Source organism: Acinetobacter sp. YH12039, assembly GCF_013420015.1.
In the GTDB taxonomy this organism is placed as follows: Bacteria; Pseudomonadota; Gammaproteobacteria; order Pseudomonadales; family Moraxellaceae; genus Acinetobacter; species Acinetobacter amyesii.
On record NZ_VOZA01000024.1, the window covers coordinates 23,310 to 40,683 of the forward strand.

Annotated in this window: 15 protein-coding genes; 7 read left to right on the forward strand and 8 right to left on the reverse strand. The window is 42.7% G+C overall.

Annotation, left to right across the window (positions count from 1 at the left end):
• Window positions 1–66: 66 nt before the first annotated feature.
• Together FTT98_RS11020 and FTT98_RS11025 are read right to left on the reverse strand one after the other, a co-directional pair.
• Entirely contained in the window at window positions 67–852 is a 786-nt protein-coding gene (locus FTT98_RS11020; RefSeq protein WP_168379409.1) for a putative porin, read from the reverse strand.
• Window positions 853–1,123: 271 nt separating this feature from the next.
• Window positions 1,124–1,972: a porin gene (locus FTT98_RS11025; protein WP_180177379.1), complete on the reverse strand. Its 849-nt coding sequence runs from the start codon at window positions 1,970–1,972 to the stop codon at window positions 1,124–1,126.
• A 181-nt stretch (window positions 1,973–2,153) separates the two neighbouring features.
• On the opposite strand from FTT98_RS11025, the gene prfB reads away from it, so the two are divergent.
• The 5 genes from prfB to FTT98_RS11050 all read left to right on the forward strand — a co-directional run bounded on the left by prfB (window position 2,154) and on the right by FTT98_RS11050 (window position 7,135).
• A protein-coding gene (gene prfB / locus FTT98_RS11030; protein WP_168379411.1) for a peptide chain release factor 2 occupies window positions 2,154–3,249 on the forward strand; the annotation gives its coding sequence in 2 pieces (ribosomal slippage) (window positions 2,154–2,225 and window positions 2,227–3,249; 1,095 coding nt in all).
• Between the two features lie 154 nt (window positions 3,250–3,403).
• Entirely contained in the window at window positions 3,404–3,703 is a 300-nt protein-coding gene (locus tag FTT98_RS11035; protein ID WP_078190555.1) for a helix-turn-helix transcriptional regulator, read from the forward strand.
• 37 nt (window positions 3,704–3,740) lie between these two features.
• Window positions 3,741–4,829 (forward strand): alkene reductase, encoded by a 1,089-nt coding sequence (locus tag FTT98_RS11040; RefSeq protein ID WP_180084429.1) that lies wholly within the window; start codon window positions 3,741–3,743, stop codon window positions 4,827–4,829.
• An 87-nt stretch (window positions 4,830–4,916) separates the two neighbouring features.
• Window positions 4,917–6,197, forward strand: coding sequence for a 3-deoxy-D-manno-octulosonic acid transferase (locus tag FTT98_RS11045; RefSeq protein WP_180177380.1), 1,281 nt, complete (start codon window positions 4,917–4,919; stop codon window positions 6,195–6,197).
• A 227-nt stretch (window positions 6,198–6,424) separates the two neighbouring features.
• Window positions 6,425–7,135, forward strand: coding sequence for a 16S rRNA (uracil(1498)-N(3))-methyltransferase (locus tag FTT98_RS11050; protein ID WP_180177381.1), 711 nt, complete (start codon window positions 6,425–6,427; stop codon window positions 7,133–7,135).
• On the opposite strand, the gene FTT98_RS11055 is transcribed toward FTT98_RS11050, so the two are convergent.
• A complete protein-coding gene (locus FTT98_RS11055; protein WP_078193200.1) occupies window positions 7,121–8,092 on the reverse strand; it encodes a mechanosensitive ion channel family protein in 972 nt (323 codons plus the stop codon). The two genes, FTT98_RS11050 and FTT98_RS11055, sit on opposite strands and share 15 nt — an antisense overlap.
• Before the next feature lie 123 nt (window positions 8,093–8,215).
• Window positions 8,216–8,794, reverse strand: coding sequence for a DUF805 domain-containing protein (locus FTT98_RS11060; protein ID WP_180177382.1), 579 nt, complete (start codon window positions 8,792–8,794; stop codon window positions 8,216–8,218).
• Window positions 8,795–9,078: 284 nt separating this feature from the next.
• Between FTT98_RS11060 and acs the strand changes: the two genes are divergently transcribed.
• Window positions 9,079–11,022, forward strand: a complete 1,944-nt coding sequence (gene acs, locus FTT98_RS11065; RefSeq protein ID WP_180177383.1) for an acetate--CoA ligase — start codon at window positions 9,079–9,081, stop codon at window positions 11,020–11,022.
• Window positions 11,023–11,327: 305 nt separating this feature from the next.
• Window positions 11,328–12,506 carry an acyl-CoA dehydrogenase family protein gene (locus tag FTT98_RS11070; protein ID WP_180177384.1) on the forward strand — a complete coding sequence of 393 codons (1,179 nt, stop codon included), beginning with the start codon at window positions 11,328–11,330 and terminating at the stop codon, window positions 12,504–12,506.
• A gap of 71 nt (window positions 12,507–12,577) precedes the next feature.
• On the opposite strand, the gene FTT98_RS11075 is transcribed toward FTT98_RS11070, so the two are convergent.
• The 4 genes from FTT98_RS11075 to msuE all read right to left on the reverse strand — a co-directional run bounded on the left by FTT98_RS11075 (window position 12,578) and on the right by msuE (window position 17,107).
• On the reverse strand, window positions 12,578–13,192 hold the full coding sequence (locus FTT98_RS11075; protein WP_180177385.1) for a riboflavin synthase subunit alpha: 615 nt from the start codon (window positions 13,190–13,192) through the stop codon (window positions 12,578–12,580).
• 125 nt (window positions 13,193–13,317) lie between these two features.
• On the reverse strand, window positions 13,318–14,736 hold the full coding sequence (locus tag FTT98_RS11080) for a deoxyribodipyrimidine photo-lyase (RefSeq protein ID WP_180177386.1): 1,419 nt from the start codon (window positions 14,734–14,736) through the stop codon (window positions 13,318–13,320).
• 493 nt (window positions 14,737–15,229) lie between these two features.
• Window positions 15,230–16,336, reverse strand: coding sequence for a dimethylsulfone monooxygenase SfnG (sfnG, locus tag FTT98_RS11085; protein ID WP_078190545.1), 1,107 nt, complete (start codon window positions 16,334–16,336; stop codon window positions 15,230–15,232).
• Between the two features lie 39 nt (window positions 16,337–16,375).
• Window positions 16,376–17,107 carry an FMN reductase gene (gene msuE / locus FTT98_RS11090; RefSeq protein WP_180135105.1) on the reverse strand — a complete coding sequence of 244 codons (732 nt, stop codon included), beginning with the start codon at window positions 17,105–17,107 and terminating at the stop codon, window positions 16,376–16,378.
• Between the last annotated feature and the right edge of the window lie 267 nt (window positions 17,108–17,374).

Here is a 17,374-nt window from a genome sequence, read left to right on the forward strand (position 1 = left end):
ATTTTTACAGACAAATAAAAAAACCGCTCAGAAGAGCGGTTTTTTTATGGTTTTGACTTCAATGGATTAGAAGCGGTATTTCGCTGCTACACCAAATGAATTGTAGTCATTGTTGCCAACTTCACCGAAACCAACACGACCTTCAAGGCTCACTTGTTGGTTGAAGAATTTACGTGCATTGATCCCTACTTCGTTACGATCAGTGACATCGTTGTTGTAGTAGTCAGCACCAACACTGAATGTTTTGTCGATGAAGTAATCCGCTGCTAGATTGAATTCATCTAGATCACCGAATGCTGCACCCGCTTCAAGGTTAATGTCTTTACCATTGCTTAAAGTTGTTACGTATTTAGCACGTAAAGTTGGATCTACACCATCATCATCATCGTTATCCCAACCTTTCACACCAACTGCAACTAAGAAGCCTGGTGCAGGAAGATAACCGACTTCAGCACCGTAGTAAGTTGTATCGTTGTCTACTGTGCCAAATGGAGTGTCAACTTCGACATTATTACGGCTTACATCACCAGATACATAGAAATCTGAGTTTGGTACGAAATATTCGATACCAACGCCATAAGTATTGTCGTCAACATTGCCACGGTCAGCGAAAGTTGCATGTGCATTTACGTTACTTGCACGGTTTAAGAATGCAGCTTCTGCAAGAGGAGCGTTACGAGTTTGAACAGGGTTGAAGTAATAAGTACCGTTTACACCAAATTCACTGCCAGAGCTTCCATTATCTGGGTCGATGTAACCAGCTGAAGCGCCCACTTCTGCTTGATAAGCATGAGCTGTACCTGTAATAGCAAGTGCAGAAAGAAGTGCTGAAGCAATTGCGAGTTTTTTCATGGAAACTACCCCTCTAAATTGTTTGGCTAAATTTAATACATTTTTTGTTACAAGTTTTAGTCTAGAGAATTTTTAAAGATGGTCAATCGCTGCAAAGTTGCAGAACTGTGTATTCGGTAATTTTATGTAATTTTAATTATTTAAGATATTGAAAAATATATAGTTATTATTAATGTTTTGTTTTATTAAAACTGTGTAGATATTATGAATTTGTAGATTATTTGGTCAACAACTGGACTTTTTTTAATGCACATTCCTAATTCAAACGAAATTAGAAACGTAAAGTTGCATTGATGTTGAACGCTTGAACGTCATCACCAAAACCAACTTGACCACCGATTGCTAGGTTCGGGTTAAGGAAGTATTTTGAACGGATAGCGAAGTAATCCGTGTCTTCATCACCATCATCTTCGATGTTGTAAGATGCACCAATGCTAAAAGCTTGGTCGAAGTAGTAGTCTGCACCAATCGTAACAGAGTCTAAATCACCAAAAGCGCCATCTGCCTCTAGGTTGATGTATTGACCATTGTTCAAAGGCGCAACATATTTTGCTTTAACAGCAAAACGGTTGTCTTCGTCTTCATCATTGTCGCCTTGATAGCCATCAATACCAACAGCAAGTAAAAGGTTAGAGACAGGTAAATAACCTACTAATGCGCGGTATGTTGTTGAATCATAGTCCTCGCTTGCTGAAATGCCAGCAACTTTTACTTCAGCTTTTTCTTCTTTGTAGCCTAATTCACCATTAAAGTAGAATTGTTCAAAGAAGTATTCAGCACCTAATGAAATATGGTGGCTGTCATATTCTGCTTTGCCTGCAAGCGGACCTGAAACAGGAAAATAATCTGATACATCTACTGTTTTTGTATCTAAATATTGATAGCTATATTTAGCATAAATATTGCTGTTATGACCTAAAAATGCAGCTTCGTTTAATGGGCCATTTTTAGGGTTTACTGAGTCTAAATATAACGTGCCTTGTAAGTTGAACAATCCGTTTGAATCTACGATGTCATTGTCCCAATCTGTATAAGTAAAACCGCCATCAACTTGACCATCATAAGCAAATGTTGATGAAGTGAAAACAGCTAATCCTAGTGCAAGTAATGTCTTTTTCATAAAACCCTCGAAACATTATTGTTGTAAATAAAATGTAATAAATAGTAAAGCGAGCGTATTGTTCATATTATGTACATTGAAGTCAATGATTTGGATGATCAATCTGGCTGAAACTGTGCAAATGCTCTGTGATATAATAGGCGGCTATTTAAGCCAAATTTTTTGATTGAGAGTAATTCACGTGGAAATTAATCCGTATCTATTACAGCTAAAAGACTTAAACGACCGTGGTCAAACATTACGGGGGTATCTTTGACTACGATCTGAAAAAAGAGCGTTTAGAAGAGGTTCTACGTGAGCTGGAAGACCCAGCAATTTGGAATGATCAAAGCCGTGCGCAAGCAATGGCAAAAGAAAAAGGTGAACTCGAAAACGTCATTAACGTGCTCGAAGGGCTTTCAACTCAACTAGAAGATGCCCAAGCGATGCTGGATCTTGCGGTTGAAGCAGAAGAAGAAAGCTTACTTGTGGATGTGCAAGCAGAGTTAACTTCAGCGGAAGCAGAACTTGCGAAATTAGAATTCCGTCGTATGTTCAGTAATCCGATGGACCCGAACCCATGCTATGTCGAAATTCAAGCAGGTTCAGGTGGTACTGAAGCACAGGACTGGGCATCGATGTTACTGCGTATGTATCTACGTTGGATTGAACGTCATGGCTTTAAAGCAGAAGTGATGGAAGAGTCTGATGGTGATGTGGCAGGGATCAAGTCTGCAACCATTCGTGTAGAAGGTGAGTATGCATATGGTTGGTTACGTACAGAATCTGGCGTACACCGTTTAGTCCGTAAGTCACCTTTTGACTCGGGTAACCGTCGCCATACTTCATTCTCAGCGGTTTTTGTATCCCCTGAAATTGATGACAATATTGAAATTGAAATCAATCCAGCTGATGTACGTACTGATACCTATCGTGCATCTGGTGCGGGTGGTCAGCACATTAACAAAACAGACTCTGCGGTACGTTTAACTCACGCTCCAACAGGGATTGTGGTGGCATGCCAGAACCAACGTTCACAGCACGCCAACCGTGACCATGCATGGAAACAGTTACGTGCAAAATTGTACGAACTTGAAATGCAAAAACGTAATGATGCGGCACAAGCGTTGGAAGATACCAAGTCAGATATCGGTTGGGGCAGCCAAATTCGCTCATACGTTTTAGATGACTCGCGTATTAAAGACTTACGTACCAGTGTGGAAAGTTCAAACACTGGTGCAGTGCTTGATGGCGATTTAGATAAGTTTATTGAAGCCAGCCTCAAACAAGGTTTGTAATTTAAATTTATATAGAAAACAAAGTTCTATCTGTTTTTGATCATCATATCCAAAAAAATCGATATAAAAATCGAAAAAATACGATATAGTGTATTCAAGATGCTGAATAGAACTTTGTTGTCCAAATTTTTATTTAATTAAACCCGTTTAAATTATGGATATTGATTTAATTTTTAAAGCACTTGCCAATCCGACTCGACGTCAAATCTTGGAATGGTTAAAAACACCTGAACAATTTTTGTCAGAAGAACAATGTGGCGGCTTTAATCGTGGTGTATGCGCTGGCAATATCGAAAAACTCGGTAATGTTTCGCAGTCTACGATGTCTAATCATTTGTCTGTGTTACAACAGGCGGGCTTAATTCAAGCCGAGAAATATGGTCAATGGTCGTATTTTTCACGCAATGAAGAACTCATTCAGCAATATATTGATTATCTGCAGAACTCACTTTAAATCATTTTTCGCATTTGAAGTGTCAGGCGAGACATATATGGCTGAACTTAATACTCCTCTCATTTTGGGTGATTTACACCTCAAAAATCGCGTTGTAATGGCGCCACTAACCCGTAGTCGTGCAACCATTGACCGTGTTCCAACGCCGATGATGGCTGAATATTATGCACAGCGTGCAAGTGCAGGATTAATCATTTCAGAAGCAACAGTCATTTCAGAAGCCGCTAATGGCTATTTGCAGACGCCGGGTTTATTTACCGATGCTCAAGTTCAAGGCTGGAAACTGGTGACCCAAGCCGTACATGAACAGCAAGGTTTAATTGTGGCGCAATTGTGGCATGTCGGACGTGTCTCACATCCCGATCTTTTGGATGGTGATACACCAGTGTCTGCCAGTGCGGTACAACAGGCAGGTTATGTCAGTCTGCTTCGCCCAAAACGCGAATATGTCGTGCCACGTCCATTAGAGATTGCAGAAATCAAAAGCATTGTTGAGCAATACAAACAGTCTGCAATCAAAGCCAAAGAAGCCGGTTTTGATGGTGTGGAATTGCATGCGGCCAATGGTTATTTGATCGATCAATTCCTACAAAGCAAAACCAACCTACGTGAAGATGAGTATGGTGGTTCTGTCGAAAACCGCGCACGTTTATTGCTTGAAGTGGTGGATGCGCTGATCGAAGTGTGGGGTGCAGGTCGTGTAGGTGTACATCTTGCGCCGCGTGGTGATGAACACGATATGGGCGATCATGATCCACGTGAAACCTTTGGCTATGCTTTAGAGCAGTTGGGGCAACGGAAGATTGCATTCTTCTTTACCCGTGAATATCTGGCGGATGACAGTATTAGTGACTATCTGAAACAGCGCTCAAATGGAGTGCCGTACATTGCCAATATGCGTTTAAGCCGTGAAGATGCTGTTGATTTATTGGCCTCAGGTAAAGCCGATGCGGTGTCTTTTGGTAAAGCCTATATTGCCAATCCAGATTTGTTTGAACGTTTGCTAGCGAATGCTGCACTAAATGAATTGCAGTTGGAAAATATGATTGGAACAGATGTTGCCGAAGGCTATATTGATTATCCAAGCATGAAAAATAAATTTGGTTCAGGTCGTTCAACCTATTAATCGACACTTGAATACGCATTATCCATTAACATGTGGATAATGCTCTGATATATTCTGCCGATTCAAACCGTTTTTGAGCGTAATAATTTGACTACTCCTTTTTGGTATAACGCAGCTTTGGCGCTGATTAAGCCGCTATATCAATGGCGCATCAAAAAACGTGCTGAAGATTTCCAACTATATCAGCAAGAGTGTCTTGAGCGCTTTGGGCCATTTCAGCCGGTTAAAAACCGCGATGCAATTTGGTTTCATGTGGTTTCCGTAGGAGAAACCAACGCTGCACAGCCGCTGATTGAACATTATCTCAAAGCAGGTCATCCGGTCTTAGTCACCAATACCACCAAAACCGGACAAGCGCGTGCGAAACAATTATTTTTAAAATCACCATATGAATCGCTGTTTCAGGCCGTGTATCTGCCAGCAGATCAAAAAAAATTAGTCCGTCGTTTTATCGAAAAATATCAACCGAAAATGTTGGCACTGGTCGAAACTGAACTCTGGCCAAATTTGATGATTGAAGCCGATCAGGCCAACGTTCCGTGTTTATTAATTAATGCCAGATTATCTGAAAAATCGGCGAAAGGTTATGGCAAAGTCCCGAGTTTGACGCAGCCGATGCTAAAGAGTTTGAAACAATTATTGGCGCAAGATCAGGCAACTTTAGCGCGATTTATTGAGTTGGGTGCAAACCCCCATACCAGTCAGGTCGTGGGAAGTATCAAGTTTGATATTCATGCACCCGATAGCTTTGTGCAACAAGCAGCGCAGTTGCGTGAAGATTGGGCTTTGCAAGAGCGCAAAATCATTACCATTGCCAGTACGCATGCGCCAGAAGAACAAAAACTACTCGCAGCGCTGCAGCCGATTTTGCAACAACAGCCTGAGCTGTTATGTATCGTCGTACCACGGCATCCTGAACGCTTTGATGACGTTTTTGTAGAAGCGCAGAAACTGAATTTACGCACACAGCGCCGCAGTTTAAAGCAAACGATTCAGCCTGAAACACAAGTATATTTGGCGGATAGTATGGGCGAATTATGGCTTTGGCTGGCACTGAGTCAGGCGTGTTTTGTCGGTGGTTCTTTAAATGAACCGGGCGGTGGACATAATATTTTGGAGCCTATCGCGCTGCATGTCCCGACAGTATTAGGTCAGCATTATTTTAATTTTCAGACCATTGTGGATGAGTTCGTTGCTGCTCAAGGCGTGAGAGTAGTGCAAGATGCAGAACAGGCTGCTCAGGTGTTGTTTGAGTTAATCGAAGATAAGCTTCAAGCTCAGTGTTTGAATGCTGCAGCGCAGCAGATTATGCAAAAGAATACAGGGTCATTGGCTCAACATATTCAAGTGATTGATCAGTACCTTTAAGTTTTAATTTTGCGATACATTAATTTTTATTAGGCAAGTTTTATCACGGCCTTATTTTATGGTGATCGTTGAACATCCTATTCGTAGGCATAATCTACTTTTAAAGGATTAAAAGTAGCAAAAATCCTCTGTACGCTGAAGGTACTTCCTGTACCTCAGCGCACAGGCGACATCCATGTCGCCTGTCCTCAATGACATATGCTTTGCGTGAATTGATATGGTTATTTATGAACATCGTCTTGCTTGATCCTCGTCAAACTGAATCTGAACTGTGGAGTATTAGCGCCAAACGTCAAATTGAGCATTTAAAAAACCATGTGAATATACAGGTGGGCGATACACTCAAAGTCGGGATTCGGGAAGGAAAGCGTTATTTAACCCAAATCATCAGTATCAGTGATGAGCGCATTCAACTTAAACCCTTACAAGAAGAAGAAGTACCTGCAAAGCATCCGGTGACTTTAATTGTGGCAATGCCTCGTCCGAAAGTGTTGCGCCGTCTGATCATGGATGCCGTCACCTTAGGTGTAGAAAAAATCATTTTGCTGCACAGTTATCGCGTGGATAAAAGCTATTGGCAGACACCATTTTTACAGCAGCTCGATCACTATGTGACCTTAGGTTTGGAGCAGGCAGGTGACACCATTGCGCCCAAAATTGAATTGTATAAACGCTTTAAACCCTTTGTGGAGGATGTTCTACCGAGCATGATCTCCTCGGACTATCCGGCTTATGTGGCGCATCCTTATGTCGAAGATGTGATGCCTACAGGGATTCAACATGGATGTACGATCATCATTGGACCTGAAGGTGGATTTATCCCTTACGAGGTCGATTTACTCATAAAAAACGGTTGCCAAGCAGTCAGCTTAGGCAACCGAATTATCCGGACAGAAACTGTGATTCCGTACGTTTTAGGGCGATTATTTAGCTGTTGACGCTTCTGTCTCAGCTTGATCACCACGGTAAACTTTCACTTCCTGTACAGGGTAAGGAATTGAAATACCATTTTGATTGAATGCTTGGATAACGTGTTCTTGCACTTCACTGATTGAGTTCGCAGTAGTGGTTTCAGTGGTATCTACCCACCAACGGACATTCAGATTGACTGAGAAATCAGCCAAAGCATTCACGTTTACGGTAAACGCAGGTTGGCTCAAGATGGTTGGGTCTTTGTCCAAAATAGCCAAAACAATATTTTTAGCTTTTTGAATGTCATCTTCATAACCAATACCCACCACAAATTCACAACGACGGCGTTGATAAGCGGTATTCACCGTTACCGCACTGGTGTAAACTGTCGCGTTTGGAATCACGATACGACGACCATCGGGAGAGCGTAGGAAGGTTGCACGAATTTGAATATCTTCAACTGTACCTTCCATTCCTGACACAATAATGTCGTCACCGATTTTGAACGGTTCACCGAGGAGAATCAAAATACCCGACAGTAAGTTCTGGAAAATATCTTTAAACGCGAAACCGATTGCAACCGAACCAATCCCCAAGGCACTCATGAGCTGACCCGGTGTGAAACCAGGGATCGCAATGACCATTGCAATCAGGAAACCGAAGAACATAATGGCTGAGCTACCGACACGGTTCAGGACCAAAACTAGATTTTGTTTTGAATAAGAACGGTCAGTGAGCGCTTTACGAACAAAGAATCTAAAGAGTTTTGACAGTAGATAGAAGATCGTAAAAACAATTAATGCGATACAAATATAAGGCAGGCGTTCCCAAAATCCATCGACAAATTTATCGATCGTTGAGTATGCGTCATTATATTTAGAGGTATGTTCTAGCACGGTTTGTGCGGTTTTTTCTGTTGCCTCTTGCAAAAGTTGAGTCGTGCCTTGAGTGACATCACTCAAGGCATTTTCTTTTTCAGCCACGAGTTTTCCAAATGTTCAGATTTTTCGCTATTTTGCCTGAAATTAGTGGCGAAAATAACCCTCATTTACAGGCTTGCGAACAGATGTATCAAAATTCAGACAGGCTCAAATTCGGTTAGTGGCTTAGAAATATTCGGTACCTTGTTGAATGATTTCTGTTGGCGATTCAATTTCACCGCTACCCATCATATACGAGGTGATGCTACCTGTAGCCAAGAGCGACAAGACACTGATTAAAATCATCAACCATGCCAGAATTTTTTCCCAAACCGCAGCAGGGCGTGGCGCGCCGTATTGATTTACGGTCGGTGTGCCTGAGGCCAATAATAAATATAGGATAAAAAATAGATTGATCACGGGGATAAATAATAATAGTAGCAACCAACCGGCTTTATTGAGGTCATGCAGCCGACGCACGACAAAGACACAATAAAAATAAATGTAGAGAATAATAATCGCCAAATAGGCGAGGCCAGATACCCCGGTGAATATGCCAACAAATTGCTCATTTAACGCCATGGTATTGATGTTGAAAATACCCACGGCAAGGCTTAAAGCGATCAAGGCAAAAAAGCTGATGATATTGAGAAAGCCATACCAACCAATCATGCTCAGTCGACCAAAACGTCCATCAGGTTTCAAGGGATTATCCGATGTAGTGGTCGTCTGACGGAAAAAGAAAGAAGAGTCATTGGTATTCATGCTTGGGTCAACTCAACGTGTATGGAAGAATAAAAAAGCGGAATGCTGAGTAAAATTACCTTTGCATTATAGGTTCAAATGAACTGATCAGATACTGAATTGAAACATGTTTTTGTTGAAATTTTGCTCAAAAATATGCTTTAAATGGGAAAGAATAATACGACCAAAGCATGATTGCTGCGATTAAAAATTAATCGTCATACTGCTGTGATGCAGAAATTATAAAAGTAGAAATGTGGCATGGCATCTCGTGATGAGATGAATCAGATCAAGGAAAATACAATATGAAAGAGATCTATCCAGTACCTGAAAGTTTCAAAAAAACCGCGCGCATCAATGAGTCGGAGTACTTTGAGCGTTATCAAAAATCGATTGAACAACCAGATGAGTTTTGGGCGGAGCAAGCGCAAAAGATCGATTGGATCAAACCGTTTACCCAAGTTAAAAATACCAATTTTAAGCGAAATGATTTTAAGATCGAGTGGTTTGCTGACGGTGAACTGAATGTTAGTGCCAACTGCCTTGATCGACATTTAAAAGAACATCCACATAAACCGGCCATTATTTGGGAAGGTGATCATCCTTCGCGGCATAAAATTATTTCTTTTGAAGAACTACATGATGAAACCTGCCGTTTTGCCAATGTGCTGAAAAAACATGGCGTGGGTAAAGGCGACCGTGTGGTGCTGTATATGCCAATGGTGCCCGAAGCGGCAATTGCGATGTTGGCCTGTACCCGAATTGGTGCGGTACACTGCGTGGTTTTTGGCGGGTTCTCACCAGACTCATTGGCAAGTCGTATCGATGATAGTCAGGCGAAAGTCGTGATTACTGCGGATTGTGGGATGCGTGGTGGTAAGCCGATTCCACTCAAAGAAAATGTCGATCTTGCACTCGACATCGAAGGGACATCTTCGGTTCAAAATGTCATTGTGGTGCACCGTACAGGTAACCCGATCGAAATGAAAGCGGACCGTGATTTGTGGTATCACATGGAAATCATGTCGGTCAATGATATTTGTCCACCTGAATCCATGAATGCCGAAGATCCCCTATTTATTTTATATACATCAGGTTCAACTGGAAAACCGAAAGGCGTATTGCACACCACGGGTGGCTATTTGACCTATGTGAATTGTACTTTCCGTGAAGTTTTTGACTTAAAACAAGATGATGTGTTTTGGTGTACCGCAGATGTCGGATGGATCACTGGGCATTCATATGTATTGTATGGCCCATTGTCGAATGGTACTACGACCGTAATGTTTGAAGGGGTGCCGCAATATCCAAGTTGGGCACGCACGGGACATATTGTCGATAAACATAACGTCACCATTTTATATACGGCACCGACTGCAATTCGCGCCATGATGCGAGAAGGCGATGCCTTTGTCCGAGAAAGTGACCGCAGTAGTTTACGTTTATTGGGATCGGTGGGTGAACCCATTAACCCAGAGGCATGGAATTGGTACTACACCGTGGTAGGTGAAAGCCGCTGTCCAGTGGTGGATACATGGTGGCAAACAGAAACGGGTGGTTTCATGATTACGCCATTGCCGGGAGCAACTGATTTAAAACCGGGTTCAGCGACGCGTCCATTCTTTGGTGTACAACCTGCGATAATGGATGCTGAAGGCAATGAGCTTGAAGGCGCCGTAGAAGGCAATTTGGTGATTAAGGATTCTTGGCCGGGACAAATGCGAACCATTTGGGGTGATCCTGAGCGCTTTATTGAAGCTTATTTCTCCACTTATCCGGGGACGTATTTTACAGGTGATGGCGCACGTCGTGATGAGTCTGGCTACTATTGGATTACGGGCCGTGTGGATGACGTCTTAAACGTTTCAGGGCATCGATTAGGAACGGCTGAAATTGAAAGTGCGCTGGTTGCACATGATGCTGTGGCAGAGTCTGCGGTGGTGGGTATGCCGCATGATATTAAGGGACAGGGGATTTGCGCCTTTGTGACCTTACAAGCCGGGACAGCCGAGACGGATGAGTTGCGTCAGGAACTGGTGGCTTGGGTACGAAAAGTCCTTGGACCAGTGGCAACGCCAGATGCACTGCATTGGGCGCCAGCCTTACCTAAAACGCGGTCTGGTAAAATCATGCGCCGAATTTTAAGAAAAATTGCGGCCAATGAGCTGGACTCTTTAGGCGACACTTCGACCTTGGCAGAACCTCAAGTGGTTGAACATTTGATTGTGACGGTTTATCCGAAGTCATAAGAGCAATTTGAGCATGAGTGATAGCGTTCTGATGAAAGTTCACTATCGCTCATACGACGGGTTATTAAGGCAATATTGAACGTCCTTTCCCTTAGGAAAGTTGATTAGGAAGAAGGGATGTTCATGATGCTTTTAATCCACCGTACATACGACGTATAAAAAGACCAAGCCATAAGTCGCCTGAATTTAGGTGACTTAGATTTCATAAGATATAGATTTTACAGATATAGACTGCAGGCATTGAGATAAGCTGAATGCCTGCGCTTTGTTAAGCTAAAACGGTAACAGAATAATCAGATAGACATATGAACGCTTCAACTCCATTGACTCAAGATCCAATCGATATTGCCCAAAAACTGGCGGCAGAATTTGCCACCACGGCTGCTCAGCGTGATAAGCAGGGGGGGAATCCCAAAGCTGAACGTGATTTGATTCGTCAAAGTGGTTTGCTTGCATTGTCCATTGGAAAACAATACGGTGGACAGGGTGCAGATTGGCTGACGATTTTTAAAACCATTCAAACCATTGCTCAAGTGGATAGCTCATTGGCGCATGTTTATGGTTTCCATCATTTATTGATTGCAACGGTACAGTTGTTCGCGCAGCCAGAGCAATATGGCCCGTGGTTTGAACAGACTGCACGTGAGCATTTATTTTGGGGCAACACCCTAAACCCTTTAGACCGCCGTACTACAGCGACGCAACTGTCTGAACATGAATATGTGTTTCATGGCGATAAAAGTTTTTGTTCGGGTTCCATGGATTCCGACATTTTGCTGTGTTCTGGCTTCAATGAAGATGGAAAATTATTGATCGGGGTGATTCCTACAGCACGTGAAGGCGTCAGTTTTGTCGGCGATTGGGACAATATGGGACAACGTCAAACCGACAGTGGAAGCAGCCATTTTGAACAGGTCAAAATTTCCAAAGATGAATTACTACTGAACCCGGGGCCTTTGAGTACACCGTATTCAAGCTTGCGTCCGTTGATTGCACAGTTGATCTTTGTGCATATGTTTTTAGGGGTGGCAGAAGGGGCTTTTGAAACAGCAAAACAGACGGTTCAAAACCAAAAGGCGTGGTCAAAATCTCTGGCTGAAAATGCAGTGAATGACCCATTTATTCAAAAGCAATTTGCTGAGTTTTATGTGCAATTAGAAAGTGTACGTTTATTGGCAGATAAAGCGGTTCAACGTTTGCAAGGGGCTTGGGAGATTGGCGAAGCTTTGACGGCGGAACAACGTGGAGAAGTCTCTATTGCGATTGCAACAGCCAAAATTGCAGCCACCAATAGCTCGCTGTACATTACGCAAAATATTTTCCAAGTGATGGGTGCACGTGCCACGACGGCCAAACTGAATTTAGACCGCTTCTGGCGCAATGTGCGTACCCAGACCCTGCACGATCCGATTGATTATAAATATCAGGAAGTTGGTGAATGGGTGCTCACAGCCAAAGTGCCAGATCCAAGTTTTTATTCTTAAACGTATATTGCAAATGAGCCAATAAAAAGCCTCCGAAAGGGAGGCTTTTTGCAATGTGCAGTCAGTCGATTTTAACGCTGATGAATATTTTCTAAGGTATCGACTAAGGTTCGCGTTGTTTGATCAATTTCATAATTCACGGCATCACCGACTTGGACATCTTTCCATGTAGTGAGGCGCAGTGTTTCAGGAATGAGATCGATTGAAATTTCACTATTGGCACGATCAACACGGTTCACAGTCAAACTGCAACCATTGAGTCCAATAAAACCTTTGAGAAAGAAATATTTAATATTGCCTGCCGGAATGTGAATATCGAGATGAAAGGTTTCCCCACGATGTTCTAAGTTTTTGATCGTGGCTGTGCCTTCGATATGACCATATAGATTGTGACCACCATTTTCTGCCCCAACTTTGGCTGAGCGTTCGACATTGACCTCATCACCAGCTTTGAGAGTTTTCAGCGTGGTGAGTTGATTGGTCAAATCAGAGACATCAAAATGCACTTGGTTGGCTGCCAAATCAATATGTGTAGCCGTTAAACACACGCCATTAATCGCCACACTTGCCCCGATAAAGACATCATGAAAAAAATTCTGATGATTTGAAATCACCAAGGTTGTGAAGCCATTACCTTGACGAATGTCTAAGACTTTTTCTAAACCTTGCACGATGCCTGTATACATGGGAGCGTCTCTAAAATGATTTGCGTTTTCTGTATTGTAGGGACAAAACGAACGCTCGGCTATGCTTTACAGTGATCATTTCAGTACAGTGTTTTGATCCCTAGCAGTTCGATCTTGGCAATGGCCTACAATGCTCGGAAAGTTTCAATTGCAGCTAAGCGAGACTGCTTTAAATCGACGATCGGTTGAGGGTAGTTCAATTCTAGTTGAGGATTTTTGGCAAAGGGTTGGTGAATTTGCTTTGCATCCAAATCTGCCAGTTCAGGTAGCCATTGACGTAAATAATCCCCGTTCGGATCAAATTTCTGAGATTGGCTGATCGGGTTAAAAATCCGAAAATAAGGTACAGCATCTGTACCCGTCGAGGCGCACCATTGCCAACCGCCATTATTGGCTGCTAAGTCGCCATCGACAAGGTGCTGCATAAACCATTGTTCCCCCAACCGCCAATCGATCAGTAGATTCTTACTGAGGAACATGGCACAAATCATCCGCACCCGATTATGCATCCAACCCGTAGCCAGTAGTTGACGCATCCCTGCATCGACGATCGGAATGCCCGTCTGGCCGTATTGCCACGCAGCAAAGTCTTGTGGTGCATGGCGCCATTTTATTTTTAAGGTTTTGGTTTGAAACGGCTGGTGCTGAGAAACTTGCGGGTAGTCAAATAAAATGTGCTGGTAAAATTCACGCCAAAGCAGCTCATCGAGCCAAGTTTGTTGTCCTCTGTGGTCGATCTGGAAATAGCCGCCTTGTTCACGAAAAAGGGCTTGCAGACATTGGCGAATAGACAAGATGCCCAAGTTTAAATACATGCCAATTCGACTGGTTCCATTGAGTGCAGGAAAGTCCCGATCATCAGCATAACGACTCAGATGTTGTTCTATAAATTCATCTAAGCACTGCTGTGCATGATTTTCCCCAATCGGCCAAAGCTCGATTTGAGCTGCTAACAGCCCTGCGGGATAAAAAGGACGAAGATCGAATTCGGTTTGCCACAGAGGATGCTGGGCGAGAGCCGTTTGGGCTTCGATCGCAGGATAACAACTGGGCACACTGATGCTCAATTTCTCGTAGCAATTTTTCTTAAATGCACCGAAAACTTGATAAGGATGTCCAGATTGATTGCGAATACTGCCAACAGGAAACAGGGTGCGGTCATGGTACAGCTCAACAGAGATGTGCTGCTGTTCTAATAACTGTTGTACTTCGCGATCTCGTTTAAGCTCATTCACACCATGTTCAATATGTGCATGAACAGTGTGTATATTGAGCTGAGTGCATAGGGTTAATAGCTCATTGGCGATGTCTGACCAATGGGGAATATGCTGAATAATCAGTGGAATATTTAGTTCAGCCAATTGCTGTCGCAAAAGTTCCAGTTGGGCAAGATAGCGATGGATTTTAATGGGGGCATCGTCATGCCTTGCCCATTGTTCAGGAGAAAGCGCAATAAAGGCAATCGTTGGACCAGACTGTGTCGCCTGCCACAGTGCGCTATGGTCATGTCGTCTTAAATCTTGTCGAAACCAAACCAGTTGCATGTTTATTGCCTCGTTTGTGTTGGAAATATCACTGGAATTACGGGGGTATCTAGTGGTAATGAAATTATCTAAAAAATCGATTTCTATAAAAAACCATATAATATCTATGGTTTAAGTTAACCGATTGCGCACAATGCTGTCAGCTTAAGCGTACAAGCAACGAAGTTTTTGACGCTAGGCGCACTTTTAAATTTTACCTAAGATGAACTCATACAGGAACAGGATGTTCCGGAACATAAAACAATAACAAAGTGTTCACCATCAGGACTGTGAAGCAAGACAGGAGTCATGCTTAAGTATCCATATAGAAAAAGCCCGACAGGATGTCGGGCTTTTTCTTTGTCTATAGGTTAGCTCATTTTCTAGAATCAAAGCATATCTTTAAATGGGACTCGAGATAAAAAATCCCCTAAGCCGAGCCTTAGGGGAGGAAAGTGAAGTGAGCCGATTGTGATTATTATGCTGATTTTATGAGCTGTGACTGCATCAACAATTATGCTGATTTAGCCTGCACAACTTGCTGCTGTTGAGCTTCCAGTTCACGAACCAGTGGCAACACTTTTTCGCCAAAGTATTCCACTTCTTCAATGAAGTGGAGAAAACCTGAGAGTACCAAATCGACGCCTACACTTTTGAGTTCCACAATACGTTCAGCAATTTGTTGTGGTGTGCCAATCAGATTGGTTTTAAAGCCGTCGTTATATTGAACCAAATCTTCAAAAGTTGATTTTGCCCAGTTACCTTCGCCCTCTTTGGTGGATGCACCTGCTTCACGAGTTGCATCGCCAAAAGCATTGACCGCTTCGGTATTGGCATTGTCGATAATAGCTTGAAGCACCGCTTGGGCTTCTTCCTCCGTATCTCGGGCAATGATGAAGGCATTCACCCCGATTTTGACCTGATGGTTGTTGGCTTTGGCTTTTTCACGAATATCATCGATCTGCTTTTTCAACTCAGCAGGAGTATTGCCGTTGGTGAAGTACCAATCGGAAACACGGGATGCCATGTCACGTGCTGCACGTGAACTGCCACCTTGGAAGATTTCGATATGCGGTTTTTGCACAGGTTTTGGAGATAGGGTGTAGTCTTTAAATTGATAGTATTTACCATCAAAACTAAAGTTATCCTGCGTCCACACGCCTTTTAAGCTACGAATGAACTCTTCAGAGCGCGCATAGCGTTGATCATGTTCGGGCCATTCTTCACCAATCGCATCAAACTCTCCACGGAACCAACCACTTACAACATTGATTGCAATACGGCCATTGGTAAGATGATCGATGGTCGCCAATTGTTTCGCAGCCAGAGCTGGTTTCCAAGGGCCGGGTAAAATCGCTGCAATGACTTTGAGCTTTTCGGTTTTGGCCAAAATACCATGACTGAAACTCACCGACTCATGTTGATTTTCCGCGTTATAGCCTGCGGTAAAACGAATTTGAGTCAGCGCATAATCAAAGCCACTTTTTTCTGCAGCTTGTGCCAAACGCACGTTATAGTCATAGCTCCAATCGGTACGCTGTTCAATATTACTGACCACCAAACCACCACTGACGTTTGGTACCCAGTACGCAAATGTAATGTTTTTTTCTTGTACTGACATTTTGCAAACCCTCGGGATCGAATTGTTAAGCTGTGGTGTTTAGGCCACTTGCGTTTTTGGCTTTTTACTATGCAGTCGAGCTTCAGCGGCATCCAAACTTGGAACAGCTGCAGAAGGAAGGACTTCTTCTTGCTCGATTTGCTTATTAATGCCCAAGTTTTGGTTGGCTTGTTGAGACTTGGCTTTCACCACTTCAGCACGCTGACCTTTGGCTGGAGCCCATTCCAAAATCGGCAGCGCACGTGCTACAGCTAAAGTAATGCGGTCACGGAGTAATTCACTATGAATGGTGTATTCAGGGGTGAAATCACGATCTGTTGCATAGACTCCGATTGGTAATGTTTGCGCTTGAAAGAAACTGAACAATGGACGCAGTTGATGTTCAAGCACTAAAGCATGGCGTTCAGAACCACCCGAAGCTGCAAGCAAGACAGGTACATCCACCAAGGCAGTTTGTTCGACAAAGTCAAAGAAGTGTTTAAACAGGCCTGTAAATGAAGCACGGTAAACTGGTGTTCCAACAATCAGTGCATCAGCAGCTTCAACGGCAGCAAGGTCATCTTGTACACGTTGCGGCAATTGGTTACGGTAAATCGCCCCACCTAATAAATTGCCAATTTCGCTAAACTTAATAAAATGTACATTGATTGGAGTCGCATCGCCGAGTTCATCAACAATGGCTTGTACCATAGCTTCAGTTTTAGATGGATTGTTTAGACCACCTGACACAGCAACAATATTCAGGGGTTTTTGTAGATTAACTTGAGACATTTTTTAAACCTAAAAGTGTGGTTTCTCGGAATGCCTTTTATTAATCCCGATGGGTGGATCACTGTAAAATAACGAAAATCAGAAAAGTTATCTGATTTTTAGATATGTTGGAAAAACCAGAAGATTCGTGAAATTTCAAATTTTAAACTGTTGATATTTCAACATATAATGCTTAGATATAAGCATTTTTACTGTGTTGATAAAATTTATATGAAAATATGATTAGATTTAAAGATTTATAGAAAATGCGAAAAAAGACGCATTTTA